Source organism: cf. Phormidesmis sp. LEGE 11477 (genome assembly GCF_015207105.1).
Taxonomy (GTDB): Bacteria; Cyanobacteriota; Cyanobacteriia; order Phormidesmidales; family Phormidesmidaceae; genus Phormidesmis.
This window is the reverse complement of sequence record NZ_JADEXO010000017.1, coordinates 28885-50065: the sequence shown is the minus strand read 5'-3', so window position 1 is coordinate 50065 and position 21181 is coordinate 28885. Positions and strand designations below refer to the sequence as shown.

Here is a 21181-nt window from a genome sequence, read left to right as displayed (position 1 = left end):
GCACCCGTTAGCTCTAGCACGCTGGCAACATTGTAGGCCGTGGTCGTGGGGTCAAGCTGCTGTACAAACCATAGCCGCTGTTGAGCAAAGGACAGCGGAATGGGCTGGTCTTTGGCGCAAGGCTGAATCGCACCGGAGCCCAATTTTTGACCTAGCTTTTTGTCTAAGCCTTTCTGGGCAAGCTTTTTCTCAAATAGCGCCCGTTGTTCAGGAGTGAGCGTGGCTAGCTGCCGATAAAACTGACTCATGCGTCACCTCCTGCGAGTTGGGTTTGAACTTCCTCAATCGAAAGGGTTTGCACCTCTGCGAGCAGCACGGCCATTTCGTCTAGCTCGCTTTGCTGGGGAAGCTGTTCATCAATGACTGCCGCAATCTTAGCGACCGTGGGCGCTTCAAAGAGAAGATTACGCATCTCAATATCTACTGGAAACGCTTCTCTAAGGCGTGAGATGACCTGAATCGCAAGCAATGAATGGCCCCCTAGATCAAAGAAGCTGTCGTTTACGCCTATTTTCTCTAGCCCAAGCAAATCTTGCCAGATAGCAGCGATGGTGATTTCTGTTGTATTGCGAGGAGCAGCGTAAGCGGTGGAGAGCTGTGGGCGGCTATAGCTTTTGTCCGATTGAGTAGAGCCGTCTGATTGCGAATTATTTGTTTCTTCAATTAATTGTACTGAAGGAACTGCCTTTATCCAGCGGCGATGGCGGGCGAACAGATCGCCTTTTGAAACAATAATTTGGCCAGGAGTGGCCTGCGTGAGGATGCGTTCGGTCGCTTGCCAAGCTTCAGTAGGCGTGAGCGCAAAATTAGCAAGCGCATCACCCCAGCTTTTTTGCTGTAGAGAGTTTTCTTCTTTCTCGGCGATCGCGTCCCAGTTGATGCTAAACCAGGAAAAGGGAGACTGTTGGTTTTGCTGGGCGACGAATGCATCTATGAAATGATTGGCACCTGCGTAGGCTGCTAGCCCAAGCCCACCGATAACAGAGGAGAGAGACGACTGGACGCAACAGAAATCGGGATTGAGGTCGGCCAGTGCCACAGCAAGATTCTGTAGAACTTCTTTTTTGCTTTGACAGTTGTATTCCCAGTGATGAGACTGAAGTAAAGCAAGCGGAGCCGCAGACTTTTCGTTGGTCATTGGGCTACTGATAAATACTCCGTGGATCGGGCCAAATTCAGTCACTATCTGCTGAAGCGCTTTTTCTAAGGCGTTTAGGTCGGTACCGTTTGCAAATGCGACCTTTGCCCGATAGTCCTTTTCTAAATGTGTCGCCCACACGTGAGTTAATCCGCTCGAAAAAGAAAGTCCTCTTTCGAGTGTTTCTTCTATCCCAGTGGAACCAACGATTACATAAAGCCCCTTCTGACGGAGACGAACAGAAGTTTTAGGCGTGTCTTTTGACAGGGTGAGGGGCTGATAAGTTTGCTGCCAGCGATGGCGATCGCTATTTGAAACCTTCTCACCGCCTCTGTTTTCACCACCTCTGTAAGCAACAACGGCTGCTGGCTGCTCTACCTGTAACTCCCTCCAAAGCTGTTGAGCCACTTGTTTCGAGGTGCGATCGCTTTTCACCCAATCTACTTGACGAGCGCCTGTAGACGGATATTCTTGACCCACTACCTGAATCAATCCTTGAACTTCAGCCTGCTGAGGATTCAACGCTTCGGTGCCAGCAACATCATACGCAGCCTCAGTAACTACTGTAATTTGCAACGTATTATCTCGGCTGTTTCCTACTGTAGAAAACGCCTTCAATAAATTCATAAGCGCCACGAAAGAGTCAGAGGTTTTCGCCCCAGCCCCCCACAAATAAACAATTTCCGTAGGAACTTTCTCCCGCAACTGCAAATCTTCTAATAGCTGCTTGAACCCCTCTGGCTGTTCAGCATTCAAAGAAAACTGGCGATAGCCCGCTTGCTCAAATTCTTTTCCTCTATGCACAACGAAGACATCTTGCCCTGCTTGCTCAATCATTTGGGAAAGCTGCTGACCAACCTTGTCGCCATCTGTTTTGTTGCTATCCGCAAACAATAGCCAGCATGGTTTTTGAGTCGTATCAATGGCCTTGAGAACGGGTAGACGCCGCTCCCAACTAGGTGCGTAGAACCAGTTTTCCATATCAGCGTTGAGCTTGATAGATGAAGCTGACTGTTCCTTCTGTTGACTGTTGTGAGAAAGGGCTGCTGTGGTGGAATCTACGAAATCTACCCAGTAGCGCTGATGCTCGAAAGGATAGGTCGGTAGAGGAATGCGGCGATGGTTGTGGTTTTCCTGAAAAGCTTCCCAGTCAATGTCAATGCCTGTTGCCCAGAGCTGGCCTATAGCTGTGAGCATTTGAGCCATGTCGGATGTGGCTGATTTTGGATGGGGTAGGCTGTTGACTGCGGTGTGAGTTCGCTGTGGGGGAAGCTGTTGCTGTGTAAGCGTGGTGAGTACGTTGCCTGGGCCAACTTCTAGAAAGAGCGGATCGTTGAGCTGCAAGAGTGTGGCAACGCCTTCGCTAAAGCGCACAGGTTGGCGCATTTGACGTCCCCAATAGTCGGGGCTGGTGGCTGCTTCTGGGGTAATCCAGGTGCCTGTAACGTTGGAAATGAAAGGAATGGTGGGTGGGTGAAAGGTGACTTGTTGGAGATATTCTACAAAGGGGGCGATCGCATCCTCCATCATCGGAGAATGAAAAGCGTGAGACGTTTTGATCGGGCGGCAGCTAATGTTGTTGCTTTCTAAGCGATATTGAAGGGCTGCGATCGCCTCCATACTCCCAGAAACCGCGCATAGCTGTGGCCCGTTGCTAGCAGCGAGCGTCAGGTCATCATTTAGCCAGTCTGAAACCGCATCAGCGCTCAGCCCTACAGACAGCATGGCCCCTGTGGGCATCTGCTGCATGAGCTGGCCCCTGCGTACTACAATTTTGAGTGCTGTCTCTAAATCGAAAACGCCCGCTAAGCAAGCGGCTACGTATTCGCCTAAGCTATGGCCTAGCAGCGCGACAGGCTCAGCGCCCCAGTGCATCCAAAGCTGAGCAAGTGCATACTCTACAGCGAAGAGCACAGGCTGAGCATAAGCTGTTTCATACAGCCTCTCTTTCTCTTTGTTGTATAAAAGCGCTGACAGGCCAATGTTTTCTTCCTCAAGAATGTCTTGACACTGTTTGAAAGCCTGCTGAAATATTGGCTGCGTTTCATACAGTTCTTTTGCCATGTCAGCGTACTGGCTGCCCTGCCCAGAGAACAAGAAGACTAAGGACGGCTGTTCGGAGATTTTTTGTGAGGTTTGATTGCGTAAGCTCTCGATGGCTTCAGCAGAATTTCTACAGACGATGCTTCGACGATGCTCAAAGGCTTTTCGTCCGACCTGTAGAGTATAAGCTACATCTGCTAGCGTCATGTCTTCGTCTTTACGAAAGTAATCTGCCAAATTCATAGACGCGATATCTAGCGCAGATTGCGTTTTCGCTGAGAGTACTAAAAGATGATTGTTTGCTGTTAGCTTATTGTCAGATTGTTGAACCTGCGTATCTTGAGGAGCTTCTTCTAAAACAATGTGGGCATTGGTGCCCCCAATCCCAAAGGAGCTAACACCTGCACGGCGTGGGCCTTGGTCTTGAAGCCACTCAGCTAAGCTTGCATTGACGTAGAAAGGAGTATTCTGAAAATCTATGGCAGGGTTAGCTTTCTGAAAATGTAGCGTCGCTGGAATTTGCTGATGTTTTAGCGCCAGCACCGTTTTGATAAAGCCTGAAATGCCTGCGGCAGCGTCTAAATGACCAATATTAGGTTTCACTGAACCGATGGCGCAGCGGCGTTCAAAAGATCTTGGTTCAGAAGATTTTGTTGAAGCTTCTGCCTGCGAACCAAAAGCTTGCTTGAGCGCAGACATTTCAATCGGATCGCCCATTGCGGTGCCGGTGCCGTGAGCCTCGATGTAGCTGATGCTTTGCGGTGAAACTTCTGCCATCGCTTGAGCAGCTTTGATGACACTAGCCTGTGCTTCGACGCTGGGGGCGGTGTAGCTAACTTTTTGAGCGCCGTCGTTGTTGATCGCTGAGCCTTTGATGATGGCATCAATAGTGTCATTATCAGCGATCGCATCTTCTAACCGCTTTAGTACAACAATCCCCACGCCGTTCCCACCAACGGTGCCTGCCGCCGCCGCATCAAACGCCCGGCAGTGTCCATCAGGAGAATAAATACTGCCCGCCTGGGCTCGGTATCCAATTTGTTTAGAGATGGCTACACCGCCCGCGATCGCCATGTCGCATTCCCCACTTAGCAATGACTGCGCCGCCATATGCACCGATACCAGAGAAGATGAACAGGCAGTTTGAACATCTACGCTGGGGCCGTTTAAGTTGAGCTTGTAAGATACCCGAGTGGTCAAAAAGTCTTTATCATTGGAGACGAAGAGTTCGTAAGGGCTAACGCGATCGCGCACTTCAGGATTGCTGTATAAATTCAACAAATAGCCATTCATCCCGGCCCCGCCAAACACGCCGACGCTGCCCGGATAGCGCTCGGGATCATATCCTGCCGTCTCTAAGGCTTCAACCGCTGTTTCTAGAAACAGCCGCTGCTGCGGGTCTAAAATTTCTGCCTCACGCGGACTATAGCCAAAGAAATCAGCATCAAATAGATCAGCGTCTTCTACAACGCCGCCTACTTTCACGTAGTTGGGGTCGTGCAGCATCTCAGGCGATACGCCCTGTGCCAAAAGCTGTTCATCTTTCAAGGCAGAGATAGACTCTACGCCCTGCTGAAGATTTTGCCAAAATTCATTGACAGACTGCGCCCCCGGAAAGCGCCCGGCCATGCCGATGACTGCGATCTCTAGCCCAGAGTATTTAGAATCAAAATCGTTCAACGGTTCGTTTATGTTCTCTATGTTGTTCATTTTGCTTCCTCCTCTAAGCGACGTGTTGTTTCATGGGTTGTTTTCTGTGTGGATAGCTGCCCTTTATTTCTCTTTTGACCTAGCCGCTGTCTCAGGCGCTGTTTACCTGCGGCTAACCTAGAACCCGTCAGTCCATCTTGAGGCTGAACGGCTGCTTCTAATTCACTTTCCCCTTGCTGCCGCGCCTTGATTTGACTGATATGAAGTGCGAGCGATCGCAAGGTAGGATAGCGGAATAAATCAACCAGAGAAAGCTCTACCGCTAGCTGCTGACGAATGTTGTCTTGAGCGCTGATGACTAGCAGTGAATGTCCGCCAATCTCAAAAAAGTTGTCGTGAATGCTGATAGTTTGAGTGGGTAAAAGAGACTGCCAAATGCTCAGCAGCGTAGTTTCGATGGCTGTTTTAGGTCGTGAATCCGGGGTAAGGACCGCTTGATTTGATGGTGATGTGAGGGCAGGAAGTGCATTGCGATCAATCTTGCCGTTGGGTGTAAGTGGGAAGGCATCTAGCACCTGGTAGGCGGTTGGCACCATGTAGTGGGGTAGCTGTCGAGTCAGGTGCGATCGCAGTTCCTGTGTCAGCGGCTGGCCTTTGGCAGCGAGAGTCGTCTCTTTGTGCCTATTCTCTTTTTTCTCATGACGAATGAGCGTAACATAAGCCACTAGCTGCTGCTTTTCTACTTCTTCTTGCACAGCGGTGACTGCCTGACTAATCTGTGGATGAGTTGCCAATACCCGTTCAATTTCGCCTAGCTCGATCCGATAGCCACGCAGCTTTGTTTGATAATCTAACCTGCCGAGATAGTCCAGGGTGCCATCTTCGCGATAGCGAACGCGGTCTCCTGTTCTATAGAGCGTTTTCTCATCAGAGTCAATTAAGACACTTACAAACCGCTGTTTGGTTAAGTCTTCACGCTGCCAGTAGCCAGTGCTAAGCCCTACTCCGCCGATATAGAGTTCTCCCGCGACTCCTGTAGGCATCATCTGTTGCTTCTCGTTCAAAACATAGAGCTGAGTGTTGTCTATCGGCTGACCAATTGGGACGCTGCCCTCAGTAAGCGAAGCGGAAGAAAGCGCTAGCGCACTAGACCAGATTGTGGTTTCGGTAGGGCCATAGACATTCCAAACTTCCTCGCCGCAGTTCAGCAAACGCTCGGCTAAAGCTGTGTCTAAAGCTTCACCACCACAGAGAATTCTCAGTCCGTTTTGTCCGCTCCAGCCACCACTGAGTAGAAGCCGCCAAGTAGCAGGAGTCGCCTGCATAATATCTATGCCGTAGGTATCGAGATAGGCAATGAGCTGGTGAGCGTCGCGGGCGGTTTGACTACTCGCGAGCAGCAGGCAACCACCGGTAGTCAAGGGAAGGAACAACTCTAAGGCCGCAATGTCGAATGCTAGCGTGGTGACGGCCATGAGCGTATCGGTGGTTCTGATACGCAAGCGCGTCGCCATTGATCTGAGTAAGTTAGTTAGACTCCTATGGGTGATAGGAACACCTTTTGGTTTGCCAGTGCTGCCGCTGGTGTAGATGAGGTAGGCAAGGCTGTTTAATTTGTTGTTTGTATCTGGTTCTGATATTGATTGAGCATTAATTTTGACGCTTTGCTGACTAAGGTTAATCCGGTTTAGTGAAGTTGTTGAAACAACGCTAGCGGTAGCTTCGTGACAGATAAGATGTGTGATGCCAGCGTCTTCTATGATGTGCTGAAGTCTAGCGGCTGGGTAGGTTGGATCGAGTGGGACATACGCGCAGCCAGCTTTTAAGACAGCAAGTAACGCAGTTATCATCTCTACGGAACGCTCTATACATAGACCAACTGGCATGTTCTGAGCGTTTGTTAGACCGTGATTATTGAGAAGGTAATGAGCAAGCTGATTAGCTTGATTGTTGAGCTGTTCGTAGCTAAGTGAATTTCCTTCAAAAATCAGCGCTGTTGCTTGAGGGGTTTGCTTTGCTTTTTGGGCGATCGCAACATGTACACACTCAGCTTCTGACAGGCTTACGGTTGGCCCCTGCCCAAAACTTGTGATTTCCTGTTTCTCAACTTTTGAAAGAATGTTTAGTTTCTCAACAGATTGCTGCGGGGAAGTCACTATCTCCGCTAAGACTGTCTCTAAATGGTGAGTGAGGCGGGCGATCGCACTCCCAGAAAACCGTTGAGCATCATAGAGTATCTTGAAATCCAAGGTTTCTGAGACTACGGCAAACAGCGTCAGCAGATAGTGAGTTCGCTCAATAATTTCAACCTCTAACAGCTCAAGCCCTTCTACAGCTCGAATCGATTCAAGCGGATAGTTTTCAAAAACAACAACGCTTTCAAATAGAGGCGACTGTCTTGAAATCTCGCTTTCAGCCTGAATCTCAATCAGAGGCGTGTATTCGTATGGCTGCTGCGCGAGCTGCTGCGTCTGAATGCTTTGCAGCCAGGGAACAATATCACTCCCAAGCTTCACGCGCATTGGCAGCGTATTGATAAATAAGCCCACCCGTTGCTCAGCATCCTTTAGGGTCTGAGGGCGACCCGCACAGGCCAAACCGTACATCACGTCGTCATCACCGCTGTAAACGCTTAGCACTTTAGCCCACGCACCTTGGTACAAGGTGCTGAGCGTAAGCCGATGCCGTTTGGCAAACGCTTTAAGCTGTTCGGTAAGTTGAGCGGGCAGTGCGTAATGTTGTTCAGCGCTATGATGGTTTGTTGTTTGTTGAGATTTTGTTGCTTTACTTAAAGATGCTGGCTTGGCGGCGTCTATTCCTAGATTCGTTGGTGCGCTGAGGCCAGAAAGCTGCCCTCTCCAAAACTGCCTAGCAGTAGCAACATCTTGTTTTTGCAGCCATGCGATGTAGTCTCGGTAAGGATAAGCTTTACTCAATATGTGTTTTACCTGAGTAGCCGGAACCTGTCCGCATGTTGCTTGATAGTAGACAATCCACTCTTTTAGCAGCTTGGGCAGCGACCAGCCATCTAGCAGGATGTGATGATGTGTCCAAACAACTTTATAGTGGTTCAGCCCTATCTGAATCGCATTGATTCGCATGAGGGGAGCATGGGAAAGATTGAAGCCTTGAGCGCGATCGCTCACCAGTAATTCTGAAAGCTGTTGCTTTTGAACTTCAGTACCAAGCATTTTCCACTGATGCCAGTGAATGGGCACATTAACCTGATGTCCCACTACCTGCACAGGCACTTTGATATTTTTCCACACAAAAGCCGACCGCAGGATAGTATGGCGGTTTGCCATCTGCTGCCATGCTTGGTCAAACGCTTCACGATTTAGCTCACCTTTGAGGGTATAGCTGACTTGCACGATGTATGCACCAGCCTGCGTATCGCTGAGGCTGTGGAATAGCAAGCCCTGCTGCGTTGGGGAAAGAGGATATATATCTTGAACAGTTTTATTCATGGGCGCGTTCTCAGGAGTATTCATGAAGTCACCTCCTGTTCTGCTGTGGTAAAGGTTACCTGATCGAGGACGGCTGCGATCGCATCTGAGTCGAGATCTACAAGGCCAAAATCATTAGAGCTGTAGTCTGCGTCTTGCTGAGTATGACAGCTCTCGATTAGCACAGAGAGATTATGAACAAACTGCCTAGCTAGCTTTGCAATAGTCTCACGCTTGTGATGGCGCTGACTAAATATCCACTCAATCTGAAGCTGACCGTCTTCTATCCAGCTATTCACATCTAGCAGATGAACACGCAGATTTTCGTTAGCCTGATTGGGGCTGTGTGGCGCGTTGGGTAACGGAGCTTTAGTAAACCCTGCTTCTGAAACGGCGTCTATCTGACCTAAATAGTTAAAGCTCACAGGTGGGTTTATATGCCGTTGGGAGATATCTGTACTGAGGTAGCGCAGCAGGCCGTAGCTCAAGCCGTGATTGGGGACTGCTTGTAAATTAGCTTGAATGGATCTGAGATTGTCTACCAGTGTCAGCGTCGGCTCAAAGGAGAGAGAAATAGGATAGAGTGCGGTGAACCAGCCCACGGTTCGAGAAAGATCTAACGTATCAGAAAAGCGTCCGTAGCTCTCAAGATCTATCAGTAGTTCGTTGCTGTCTATCCAGGTTGTGAGAGTTTGCATGAAAGCCGTAAGCAGCGCATCTGTAATTTGAGTGTTGTAAGCTGCTGGAATTTCTTGCAAGAGTGAATGCGTTTGCGCTTCAAAGAGCTGAACAGAGACCGTTTCGCTGTTCTCAATCGTGTTTTCCGCTGCGTCGGCGTTGAAGTCAGACAGGAGGACAGCGAATTCTCTGCTGCTGAGCGCTTGCCAATAGTCAAGATCAGCGATTATTTCAGATGAATTAGCCTTCTCAGCAAGCGCGATCGCCCACTGCTGATAGGAATGGGTTTTGGGCTGAAGTTGGATCGGCTGGTTTGCGATCGCCTGTGAATATGCCTGCTGTAAGTCCGCGAGCAATATCCGCCAGGAAACGCCATCTATCAACAGATGGTGGATGGCGATAAACAGATGGCTTTGATCCTTTTCACCCGACTCAAATCCGCAGACGGCAATTAGAGAGCCGTTTTGAATGTTGAGGCTGGTTTGTTGTACTTTGATTTGTTGAGCAATTGCGCCTGTTTTTTGTTCGCTACTGAGGTGAGAGTAGTCGAACCATTGAATGACAGGGGCGGTATTCTCTTTTGAGAAGGCTTGCTGCCATCCCTGTTCGGTTTGATAGAAACGTAGGCGAAAGGCATCGTGATGAGTGAAGACCTGTGCGATCGCAAATTCTAACGCCGCTTTATTCAAGTTATGCGGCAGTGACAGGTACACCGATTGATTGAAGTGGTGTGGCTGCGCCAAGTCTTGCTCAAAGAACCAGTGCTGAATCGGGGTCAGCGGCACTTCGCCCTCGGCTAGCGACTGTGGAACAAGAACAGAATCACCTTTACTCGCAACAGTGGCTAATTCTGCAATGGTCTGATACTGAAATAGCTGTGACGGTGAGAGGGTAATACCTTCTCTGGCAGCTCTGCTGACAATCTGCATCGCTAGGATAGAATCGCCGCCTAGTTCAAAGAAATTGTCGTGAATACCGATCGTTTCAGCGGGCAGTAGTGAGGAGAAGATGCTGACTAGGGCCGTTTCGATTTCCGTTTTTGGGAAGCTCTCTTCAGTCTGTAATGCCGTCCAATCAGGTGTAGGCAAAGCCCGTCGGTCTACTTTTCCGTTTGTGGTCAATGGCAAAGACGGCATCCATACGAACTTGGCAGGCATCATATAGTCAGGCAGCTTTTCTAACAGAAATTGTCTGATTTCTAAGGAAGATATATTGCCTGCGGACCTATCCGTAGCCTCTAGGTAAGCCACTAATCTCTTTTGTCTTGTTTCCTTTTGCTGTATCTCCTTTTGCTCTGTTCCTCTCTTTTCTGCGCCATCTCCCCACGCAACCACTGCCGCCTGCTGAATTGCCGTATGGCGCTCTAAGGCAGCTTCAACTTCACCGGGCTCAATGCGGAAGCCACGGATCTTTACCTGAGTGTCTAAACGGCCTAGATATTTCAAGGCTCCGTCTGCTCTATAGCGAACGCGATCGCCCGTCTTATATAGATAAAACAACTCACTTTCTGACCGCTGCCGAATACCATAGAAAGGATTAGGAATAAACTTCTCAGCCGTCAAATCCGGGCGATTGAGATAGCCGCGAGCGACCCCGGCACCGCCGATATATAGCTCGCCCACAATGCCTACAGGCACTCGCTGTAAATCTGCATCTAGCACATAAACCTGAGTATGAGAAAGCGGATAGCCAATCGGCACTGCCGCTTCTAAATCTGACTGAGTGACTGTATGGCAGCAGGTAAAGGTTGTTCCTTCCGTTGGCCCATAGCCGTTGATAATCTTTGTATTTGGAAGAGCTTTAAGCGCTTTGCGTAAATGATAAACAGACAGAACGTCTCCGCCTGCGAGCAGTTGCCGCACAGACGTGAGACTGTCTAACTGCTCATCTACCATAAGGTTGAACAATCCAGCGGTTAGCCAAAGGGTGGTTACTCTGTGTGTAGAAATTGCATGACCCAGCGCTTCTAAAGACGGAGACTGCTCAGGCAGTAGTACCAACTTGCCACCGTTGAGCAGTGCGCCCCAAACCTCAAATGTAGAGGCATCGAAGGTGAGCGGTGCAGCTTGCAACAGAACATCGCTAGCGGTAAGTGTCACATAGTTGGGGGCAATGACCAATCGTGTGACGCTCTGATGAGAGACGCAAACGCCTTTGGGTTGGCCTGTGGAACCTGACGTGTAGAGAATGTATGCAAGCGCAGTGGGTGGGAAGGATGCTGAAGAAAGACTTGTATCAGGAAGGTTTGTCTCAGGTAATGGGTCAATATGTTCAGCAGTCTCCGTGTTTAATTCGAGTATAGGAACAAGAGACGTCATTTCTGTTGGAACTGGAACAGCAGAATTTTTGACAAGTAGTACCATCCGAGTATCAGCAATCATCCACTCCAATCGTTCGATAGGGTAGTTAGGGTCTAGGGGAATATAAGTGCCGCCTGCTTTGAGGATGGCGAGAATTGTGATGATGGTGGTGGGCGATCGCTCTGCCCAAATGCCTACCGGAGTCTCTAACTGTACGCCCTTTTGCTGAAGATATCGAGCGAGCTGATTTGCCTTTTTATTTAGCTCAGCGTATGAGAGCTGAGCGTTGTTGTAGATGAGGGCAACTGCATTAGGTGTGGCGGCTGCCTGTGTCTCAAAGTGCTGATGAATAGCCCGATTAGAAAGGGGTTTAGAGGCTTCGCCCTGTTGCCAGCCTTGTAGCTGTTTGCTTTCTGAGTGTGAGAGCATAGGCAGCTCTGAAATCCTTTGCTGTCCGTTTTGTGGCAAGGCCCGCAGCAAGTTACGGAAGTGCCCCGCCATTCGATGAATAGTCTCTGGCGAGAACAAATCAGCCCGATATTCAAACTGTCCGACAAGTCCTCTGTCGGTTTCTCTCATGTCTAGTGTCAGGTCGAACTTTGCCGTTTCACTTTGTATTTTTATGGGTGACCAGTTTATGGCTGTTTCATCAGATGTTGCTACTTCAGTCTTTGCTGAGGACTGCTGAAGCAGCGAGTCATTCTGTAGCGCAAACATTACCTGAATCAGCGGCGTATGGCTACGGCTGCGCGAGATAGCTAGCTCATCAATAAGCTGCTCAAAGGGAAAATCTTGATGAGCGTAGGCATCTAAGGTGACTTGGCGAATGTGCGTGAGAAAGTCACTAACTTTAGGATTGTTCTCTACAGATGTGCGTATCACTAATGTATTTACAAATAAACCAATCAGCTTTTCAAGCTCTGGTCGCTGTCGATTAGCGATAGGTGTACCAACGGCTAAGTCTGTAATCTGGCTGTATCGATACAGCAGGATATTAAAGGCAGCAAGCAGCGTCATGTACAGCGTCACCTGGGTTTGCTGACTAAACTGCTGTAGCGCATCGGTTTCTTTTTGTGAAAGGCGAAACTCATAGCTGGCACCGACACCGCTCGGTTCAGCCGGACGAGAATAGTCTGTAGAGAGCGTTAGCAGCGGAGCAAGGCCGTTTAGCTGTTGTTTCCAATAGGCGACTTGGCCGCTGAGATCGAGAGATTTTTGCCAAGCCACATAGTCGCTGTAGTGAATGGACAATGGTGGCAGTACTTTGTCAAGTTCGTTGCCAGAACTCGCAGCCTGATAGAGCGCAGTGAGTTCTCTCTGTAGTATCCCTATCGACCAGCCATCGGTCACAATATGATGCTGGGTGAATAGAAGAATGTGTTCTTGCTCGTTTAACTGTAGGAGGTGCGATCGCAGCAGTGGCTCTTTCTCTAAATCAAACGGCTGCTGTACTTGCTGACGGATGTCCTGAATAACCTTAGCCCGTTGTGCTTTGGTATCTAGTTGACGTAGATCAACAACTTCTAAAGCAAAGGCAGCTTGAGGGGCGAGCGTAACCGGAGTCGGTGCGCCCTCTACGTTAGGATAGATAGTTCTTAGCGTTTCGTGCCTATTGATAAGCTGAGCAATACTCTGTTCTAATCCCTTTATAGAGAGATTACCTATGAGACGAATTGCAATCGGAATATTGTAAGCAGGGCTATTTGGATCGAGCTGATATATGAGCCACTGTCTCTGCTGAGCGAAGGAAAGAACAGGAGAACCGATCAGTTCAGAGCGAGTGATCGGAGCGGATAGCTGCGAACCAGCGTTTTGGGCCTGTTCTAGTATGGCGACAAAGTCCTGTAGTTTTGGGTTCTCAAAGAGCAATCGCAAGGGCAAATCTACATTAAAGACCTGACGAATTTGAGAGATAGTCTGAGTTGCCAACAGGGAATGTCCGCCTAGTTCAAAGAAGCTGTCGTCTAAGTTAATCCCTTCCACATCCAAAACGGCTGACCAAATGCCTGCCACTAATTTCTCATTTTGGGTGCTGGGAGGTTGTTCTTTTGCAGTGGTAGGTGCGAAAGCAGGGAGCGATCGCCTATCGATCTTACCGTTTGGCGTGAGTGGAAACGTGTCTACAAGCATGTAGCCGCTTGGCAGCATATAGTCTGGTAAATACTGTCCGAGCCACTGTCGCAGCTCTTCTGTAGGCGTAGGATGAGCTTCTCCTATCGGCTTGATATACGCTAGTAGCTGAGACTGCTCGGATTGTACGACAACAACTGCCTGAGTAATATCTGGATGCTGTGTTAGTGCAGCTTCTACAGCACCTAGCTCGATACGAAAACCACGCAGCTTGACCTGGCTATCTAGCCTGCCGAGAAAATCGAGCGTGCCATCTTCTCTATATCGAACGCGATCGCCCGTTCTATACAGCCTTTGAGAGGCACCTGACACATCAACGTCCACAAACCGCTCCGCCGTCAAATCTGGACGATTCCAGTAGCCATCGCTCAAGCCTGCCCCGCCGATATACAGCTCGCCTGCGATACCGACGGGCACCTGACGCTGCTGCTGGTCTAAAACATAAAACTGCGTATTCGCAATAGGTGCGCCGATAGGAACGCTGCCAGAGAAGGTGCTTTGGGCTAGAAAGTCCGCATTCACTCTTAACGCGCCTGACCAAATAGTTGTTTCTGTCGGGCCGTATAAATTGTAGAGAGATTGGCCACACGGCAACAGTCTTTTGGCTAGCTCTATGTCTAAGGCTTCTCCTCCGCATAGAATCGTCAATGACGGATGTCCTGACCAGCTAGCATCTAGCAACAGCCGCCAAGTTGCGGGCGTTGCCTGCATGATTGTGATGTTGTTCGCCTCAATCTGTTGCGCTAGCCGTTCTCCGTCTAAAGTAATCTCTTGAGGCGTGATGACGACCTGAGCGCCACTGACTAACGGTAGAAAAATCTCTAGAGCTGCAATATCGAACCCTAGCGTAGTGACCGCCAACAGTCTATCTTGTGCAGTGATGCGGCAATTATGCGACATTGCTGCGAGGAAATGGGTCAGGCTGCGATGTGTAACGGGTACGCCTTTAGGCTTGCCAGTGCTGCCGCTAGTGTAGAGAATATAAGCGGTGTCATCTTCAGTAGCTGTAAGTGCGAGATTCCCTATGGATTGTGAATCGATTTCGCTGTTGTTGTCTAAGCAAATAGTAGTTGGACAGATGCTGAGCGATCGCGCCTCATAAACGTCAGAAGTAGTCACTAATATCTCTATCTGCGACTGTTGAGAAATATAGTCTAGCCGGTCTTTTGGATGCGCTGGATCTAGTGGAACATAGATACTTCCTGCCTTCAAGATAGCCAGCAAGCTCGCTATCATATCGATCGAGCGTTCTAAGCAGACCCCTACGCGAGTACCTGACTTTGCACCCTGGCTTAATAGACAACGGGCAATTTGGTTAGCTCGTTCGTTGAGCTGCTGATAAGTGAGCGATCTATTATCTAAATAAGGTTTATCTGAATAAGGTTCGACAGCCGTAGGAACAAACGGATCAGTCGAATAAGTTATTGCTGTCGCATCCGGTGTAAATACAGCCTGATCTTCAAACTGCTGATGCACACAGCGTGGCTCAACCTTAACAGCTTTGCCCTGAGCAAACTCTCTGAGTTGACTGCGCTCCTTAGCCGCGAGCAGCGATACTTGATCAATCCGCTGCTGAGGATTATCAGCAAAACTTTCTAGAACCGCTGCTAAATGCTCAAGCAACCGATCAATAGCAGCCTCAGAGATGTGCTGCGTGTCATACCTGCCGCTGAGCTGAATAGTCTCTCCTGGAATAACAACGAGCGTTAGAGGGTAGTTTGTTTTCTCATAACCTTGTCCATCCTTTAGCGAAAACCCTGTTTCAAAACTTTGAGTGACAGCTTCTATAGAGGTGGGATAGTTCTCAAAGATGAGCAAGCTATCAAACAATGACGAACCTGCTGGGATATCACTCCAGCTCTGCAAGTCACTAAGATTACTGTAGCTGTAAGTCTCCCGCTCTCGCTGCGTTTGCTGTAGCTGCTGTAGCCAGGGCAAAATTTCTGCACCATCTGGTAGATTAACCCTTAATGGAACCGTGTTGATAAACAGTCCTACCATTGACTCAACACCAGAGAGTTCTGGTGGCCGCCCTGAGACGGTGATGCCAAACAAGACATCGTTTGAGCCGCTGTATCGGCTGAGAACAATAGCCCATGCTCCCTGCATGAGCGTGTTGAGAGTGAGGCGTTCTTGTTTAGCAAAGGCCGTTAGCTTTTGTGAGAGAGAGACTGAAATCGCCTGCTGCTTTTCTCTATGAGTGTCTCTATAAAGTGGCGTACTGCGATCGCTATTCTCTTCTCTTGTCTGTATCCTATCGATGCCTAAGGAGGTAGGGGTTTGGAAGTCTTCGAGGATACTTTGCCAGTAGGCTTTTGCGCGATCGCTATCCTGCCCCTGAAGCCAAAGAATATAGTCTTTATAGGGCTTGACAGGCGGCAGTGAGACAGTACGCTCCGAAGAGAGATTGGCCTGATAGATAGTGAGAACATCTCTAATCAGAACGCCGTTGCACCAGCCATCCATCAGCAGATGGTGGTAGCTCCACACAAAGCGGTACTGGCGATCGCCTAGCTGAAACAATGCACAGCGCATCAGCGGCGCGTAGTCTAGTTGAAATCCTTGCAGACGCTCAGCGAGTAAGAAAGTCTCTAGCTCCTCTATTTGTTTCTTTTTACCTAGCGATCGCCAATCTTCATTGACCCAAGGCAGCTCAACGCTTTCATATACTACCTGAAGCGGCTTGTCTGTCTCTTCCCAATGAAATTCACTACGCAAAATATCATAGCGATTCACCACCTGTTGCCAGGCTTGTCTAAATGCCTGTGCGTCTAGATTTCCTTCTAGCAGGCAGTGACGCTGCTCAAAATAAACCCCTGTTTCAGGCTCATACAGCGTGTGAAACAGCATTCCCTGCTGCATGGGAGAAAGCTCGTAAATGTCTTTCACTTCCAGCGATGCGACATTGTTGTCATTCGTAGCTTGATTGACTGTCATGATCGCCGCCCTCCTCTACGCTGAAGCTTGCCCATTAGCTGATTGATCTGGCTGGTATCTACTCGGGCAGCAGAAAAGTTAGCTTTTGGCTTGGACTGTGCCGAAGCAGACGTCTGAGAATGACTGTAGTAGGCGATAAGAGAGGTTAGGTGATTGATAAATCGCTGTGTGAGCTGGTCAATGGTGTGGCTTTGATACTGCCGCTGGCTGTACCGCCATTTCACCTGAAGCTGACCGTCTTGAATGATGGCAATGATGTTGAAAAGATAGGGGCGATCGCCGTCTAAACTGCGAGATCCAGGGGCGGCTTCAATCTTCTCAACAAAGTTACTGCTATCAATCATCTGACCCATCTGGCCCAAATAGTTAAAGCTTACCTCTGCTGGAGAATTCAACTGAACGCCATCGCTACTGTGTTGAACGCGCAGCACACCGTAGCTAATGCCCTGATGCGGCACTTGGCTAAGCTGCCGTTGCACATAATTGATTTGCTCGTTCAATTCATCGGGTAAAAGCGACAGATGCAGAGGATATAAAGAAGTGAACCACCCCACGGTGCGTGATAGGTCTAATGCTTGACTAGTCTGTTCGTTGTGACCTTGAAGCTGGCGACCGTGCCTTTCTACATCAATCACAAGGCTAGACTGATTGCTCCATTGACTGAGTGTTTGAGCTAATGCCGTCAATAGAAGAACATCTACTGGCGGCGTTAGTTTCTGTAAAACTGCTGTTTTTTCTAAGCTCAAAGAGATAGCGCTTTCTCGCTCGTCTGCAATCGTGTTTTGCTCTGTCGTATTTTGTTCTGAGGCCATCTCTATCGGCAAATTTGACGTCTGGCGACAAACATCAGTCCAGTAGTCCAAATCAGCCTCAAAGTTCTGTTGATACAGGCGGTTTATCCACTCTCCAAAGCTGACTGTCTTAGCAGGAAGGGAAATAGTTTGTTTTACTTCCGCTTGAGCGTAAGCAGTGGCTAAATCAGTCAGCAGAATACGCCAAGAGACCCCATCTATAACTAGGTGATGCGCGACTAGCAGCAGTTGGTCTGTATCATCTTCTGAGCGAAGCAAGACACCACGGAACAGTGGACCTTCCGCGATGTTTAGGCTTGATTGGAAGCGGGCAATTGTCTCGTTTCTCCTGACGGATTTTGAAGAAGGTAAGACACACTCTTCTAGCACCGTAGTATCTGTGGTACGTGGCGCGTAGCGCTGAGTCCAACCGGATTCTGTGTGGCTAAATCTAAGGCGCAAAGCGTCGTGATGGCTAATAAGTGCATTCAACGCAATCCGCAGAGAAGCAGCGTTTAATCCTACTTGGACATCTAGCAGAAGAGATTGATTGTAGTGGTGAGGGCTAGGTAGCTTTTGTTCAAAAAGATCCCATTGAATGGGGCTAAGTGAGATGTTTCCAATAGGGATTTCTGTGGATAGGCTATGGGCGGTAGCGGGTGTGGTTTCTGTTGCGATCGCGGCCTGTGCCACGACTGTTTGATACTGGAATAGCTGCGCGGGCGTCAGCTTCAATCCTTGTTCTCTCGCCTTTGAAACGATTTGCATTCCAGAGATTGAATCGCCACCTAGATCAAAGAAGTTGTCATAAATGCTAATCTTTGATGCGCCCAGAATCTGTTCCCACACGTCTAAAAGAATGCTTTCTCTTTGATTTCGCGGCTTCACTGGCTGCTGTGAATCGGCCTCTACAGTCGGTGTCGGTAGCTGCTGATAGTTTATCTTTCCATTGACGCTCAGCGGGAAGGACTCTAGTACCATGATGTGAGTCGGTACCATATAGCCAAGCAATACCTGACTCAGCGCTTGTTTCAGCTCAGCAGTAAGCGCGTTCGACGTTGATAAATCGTCCGGCTGCTTGTTGGCGACAACATAACCAACAAGTTCTTTTTTATCCTTTTCTTCTCTGATTATCACGGTTGCTTGCTCAACCTGTGAATGCTTTACCAAAGCCTGCTCTATTTCGCCTAGCTCGATACGAAAGCCTCTGAGCTTCACCTGACTATCAATTCGACCCAAATACTCCAAGCTACCATCAGATTTATAAGCTGCAAGATCGCCCGTTTTATAAAGCATAGACCCTGCAGAGCCTGCTTTTCCTAGTTTGAAGGAATTTTCAACAAACCGTTCTGCTGTTAGCGTCGGCTGATTCAGGTATCCTTTCGCAACGCCTACGCCGCCAATATGCAGCTCTCCCGGAGCACCCGGAGGCACAAGCTGCCCACTCTTGTCTAAAACATAAAGCTGAACGCCGTTAATAGGTTTGCCAATAGGAATGTTGCCACTATCTTCTGAAGATACTTTGTGAACGCAGCAGCCAACTACAGCTTCAGTAGGGCCATATTCATTGAACAAAGCGACTTCGGGAAAATGCTCTCTCCACAAAGAGATATGGTGAGCGTGCAGGGCTTCTCCACCAATAATCAGAGCTTTTGGCAAACGGCTGCGCTCGATTTCTTTTTCTATCAGCAGGGGCTGCAGAGCGCTGAGGTGAGCGGGCGTCAGTTTGAGAAAGCTAAACCCACCCGACAGTGCTAATAAAAAAGATTCGATTTCTGTATCTTTGTTGTAGAAAACAACCTGTTTTCCAGCCAGCAGAGGCGCGAATAGACTGGTAATAGTGGCATCGAACCCGATAGAAGATTGAACGGGTGCGCCGCAGCCTGCCTCTATTGGATATGCACTGAGGCACCAGTCGAGATAGTTGATTAGGCCGCCGTGGGTGAGCTGTGTTCCCTTGGGCTTACCCGTAGATCCTGACGTATATATGACATAGGCGAGGTCTTCAGATGCTATGGGAATGTTTAGGTTATCGCCTGGCTGCGCGATTAGGTGTTCTTCTGTGTCTAGATAAAGAACATCTGTTCCTTCTACCTCTTCTAACAACTCGGATGGTAAGCAGTCGCGATGTGCGATGATGACTGCGCTCTCTGTATCTTTTACCATGTAGCGGAGTCTTTCTGTGGGTAGCGCCGGGTCTAGGGGAACGTACGCGCCGCCTGCCTTGAGTACTGCTAACAGCGACGCCATCAGATCTGTTCCAGGCCGCAAGCAGACACCGACTAAGCTCTTTGAGCCGATTCCTTTGCTTTGTAACCAACGCGCTGTTTTGTTCGCCTTTTGATTGAGCTGTTGGTAAGTAAGAGACCTTTGTGTATGATTTTCGGTCGTGAACTGGCAGGTAGCGATCGCATCAGGAGTCTCTCTCACCTGCTGCTCAAATCTTGCAGGCAGGCAAAGTTCCAAATCTTGAACACTACTGCCCCTGCTCCAGCTCTCAACAATGCGTCTTTGTTCCCCACTTAAAAGAGAATACTGAGAAAGTTTCTGATCGGGTGTGGCGATAACGGCGGCAACTAGCGTATGGAAGCTGTTGAGCATGGTTTGAATGCGATCGCCCTCAAACAAACCCGTCCTGTATTCAACCGCGCTCAGCAATTGACCATCACGCTCAATCACATGCCAGCTCATATCGAACTTTGTTTCTCCTGGCTCAATCCATTGCTGGCTCAGCGATAGCCCTGGCATCTCTCTTAACAAGCCTGAGCTGAGCTGTTCAGCATTTTGGAGCTGATAGCCGCTGCTCTGCACCTGAAACATTACTCGAAAGAGTGGATTTTTCCCTATCGTGCGGTCTGCACCTACGGCCTCTATCACCTCAGAAAAAGGAAGCGCTTGGTGCTGCAAGGCATCTGAAAGCGTGGCTTGCACCCGCTGAAGCCACTCAGAGAAAGAAAGCTTTTGTTCGACCTGCGAACGTATGACTAGCGTATTTACAAAAAAGCCGATTAGAGGTTCAACAGCCGCGCTATTTCGTCCGGCTACGGGCACGCCTACTGCAATATCTTGCTGATTGCTGTAGCGGCAAAGCAGTAGTTTGAAGATAGCTAGCAGCAGCATAAAGACTGTTGCGCCCGAGCGCCTTGCCAATGTCTTGATTGCGTTTGTTTCTTCTATTGAGAAAAAGCGAGTGCAGGTTTTGCTAGCGAAATGAGCGCTGTTTGGATAATCGCTGAGTAAGTTCAGCTCAGGTAAATTTGCAAGCTGCTCTCTCCAATAGCGGCGATGCACGTCGCATTCCTTACTTTTCAGCCACTGCTCTTGCTGAAGAACGTAGTCGGCATATTGAATAGTCAGGGCGGGTAGAGCAAAGATGGAGTTCTTTGAGCTGGCCTTGTTCTCAACCAGGTCGCAATAGTTCTTCGCTAGCTCGCGTAGTAAAATGCCCCGTGACCAACCGTCTGCAATCAAATGGTGCAATACCACAATTAGTTCAAAGTGATCGCCTGTTTTTTTGAGTAGCTGAGTTCGGAGCATCGGACCCTGTTCCAAATCAAAAGGCGTTGTAACTAATCTCTCCTGCCATTGCTGAACTTCAATCTCTTCGGCCTTTTCGCCGTCTCGCAAGTCTGCGATGGGTAAAGTGAGTTCTAGAGAAGGCAATACCTTAGCGTAGGGCCGATTCTTTTCCTGGAGAAAGATAGTCCTCAAAGATTCGTGGCGGTTGACAATGCGCTGTAGGCTTTGCTGTAAGGCACTTTCTACCAGATTCCCTTCGAGGGTCAGCATGAATGCGATATGGTAGGCGCTGCTGTCAGGATGTAGCTGTTGAAAGACCCAGAGCTGTTTCTGAGAAGCTGAGAGCGGCAGCTTATTCGGGCGTGGGAGCGGCGTTTTTTCAGAGGATGAAAGCGTTTCAGCAGCGTCTCCTAATGTCTGATCCCAGGCAATGCCTTTGGCCTCTAGCTGCTGGCGAAAAAGCTGTCTCTGAGCAGGCGAAAGCGCAGAAATTCTTTCTCTTAGCGAAGCGGTGAGCTGCGGATTTAGACTGATTTGGCTATCGACCAT

Annotated in this window: 4 protein-coding genes and 1 pseudogene (1 of these 5 cut by a window edge); all 5 read right to left on the bottom strand. The window is 49.0% G+C overall.

Annotated elements, in window-relative coordinates:
• Positions 1-248, bottom strand: a pseudogene (locus IQ256_RS07715) (amino acid adenylation domain-containing protein); its annotated part reaches 6655 nt to the left of the window's first position; the annotation flags it as partial.
• Positions 245-4891, bottom strand: a complete 4647-nt coding sequence (locus IQ256_RS07710; protein WP_193854962.1) for a type I polyketide synthase — start codon at positions 4889-4891, stop codon at positions 245-247. The gene IQ256_RS07710 and the pseudogene IQ256_RS07715, both read right to left, overlap by 4 nt.
• Positions 4888-8322 carry a non-ribosomal peptide synthetase gene (locus IQ256_RS07705; protein ID WP_193854961.1) on the bottom strand — a complete coding sequence of 1145 codons (3435 nt, stop codon included), beginning with the start codon at positions 8320-8322 and terminating at the stop codon, positions 4888-4890. The genes IQ256_RS07710 and IQ256_RS07705 overlap by 4 nt, the downstream gene beginning before the upstream one ends.
• Positions 8319-16322 carry a non-ribosomal peptide synthetase gene (locus IQ256_RS07700; protein WP_193854960.1) on the bottom strand — a complete coding sequence of 2668 codons (8004 nt, stop codon included), beginning with the start codon at positions 16320-16322 and terminating at the stop codon, positions 8319-8321. Before IQ256_RS07700 ends, IQ256_RS07705 begins: the two co-directional genes overlap by 4 nt.
• Entirely contained in the window at positions 16319-21181 is a 4863-nt protein-coding gene (locus IQ256_RS07695; protein WP_193854959.1) for a non-ribosomal peptide synthetase, read from the bottom strand. The genes IQ256_RS07700 and IQ256_RS07695 overlap by 4 nt, the downstream gene beginning before the upstream one ends.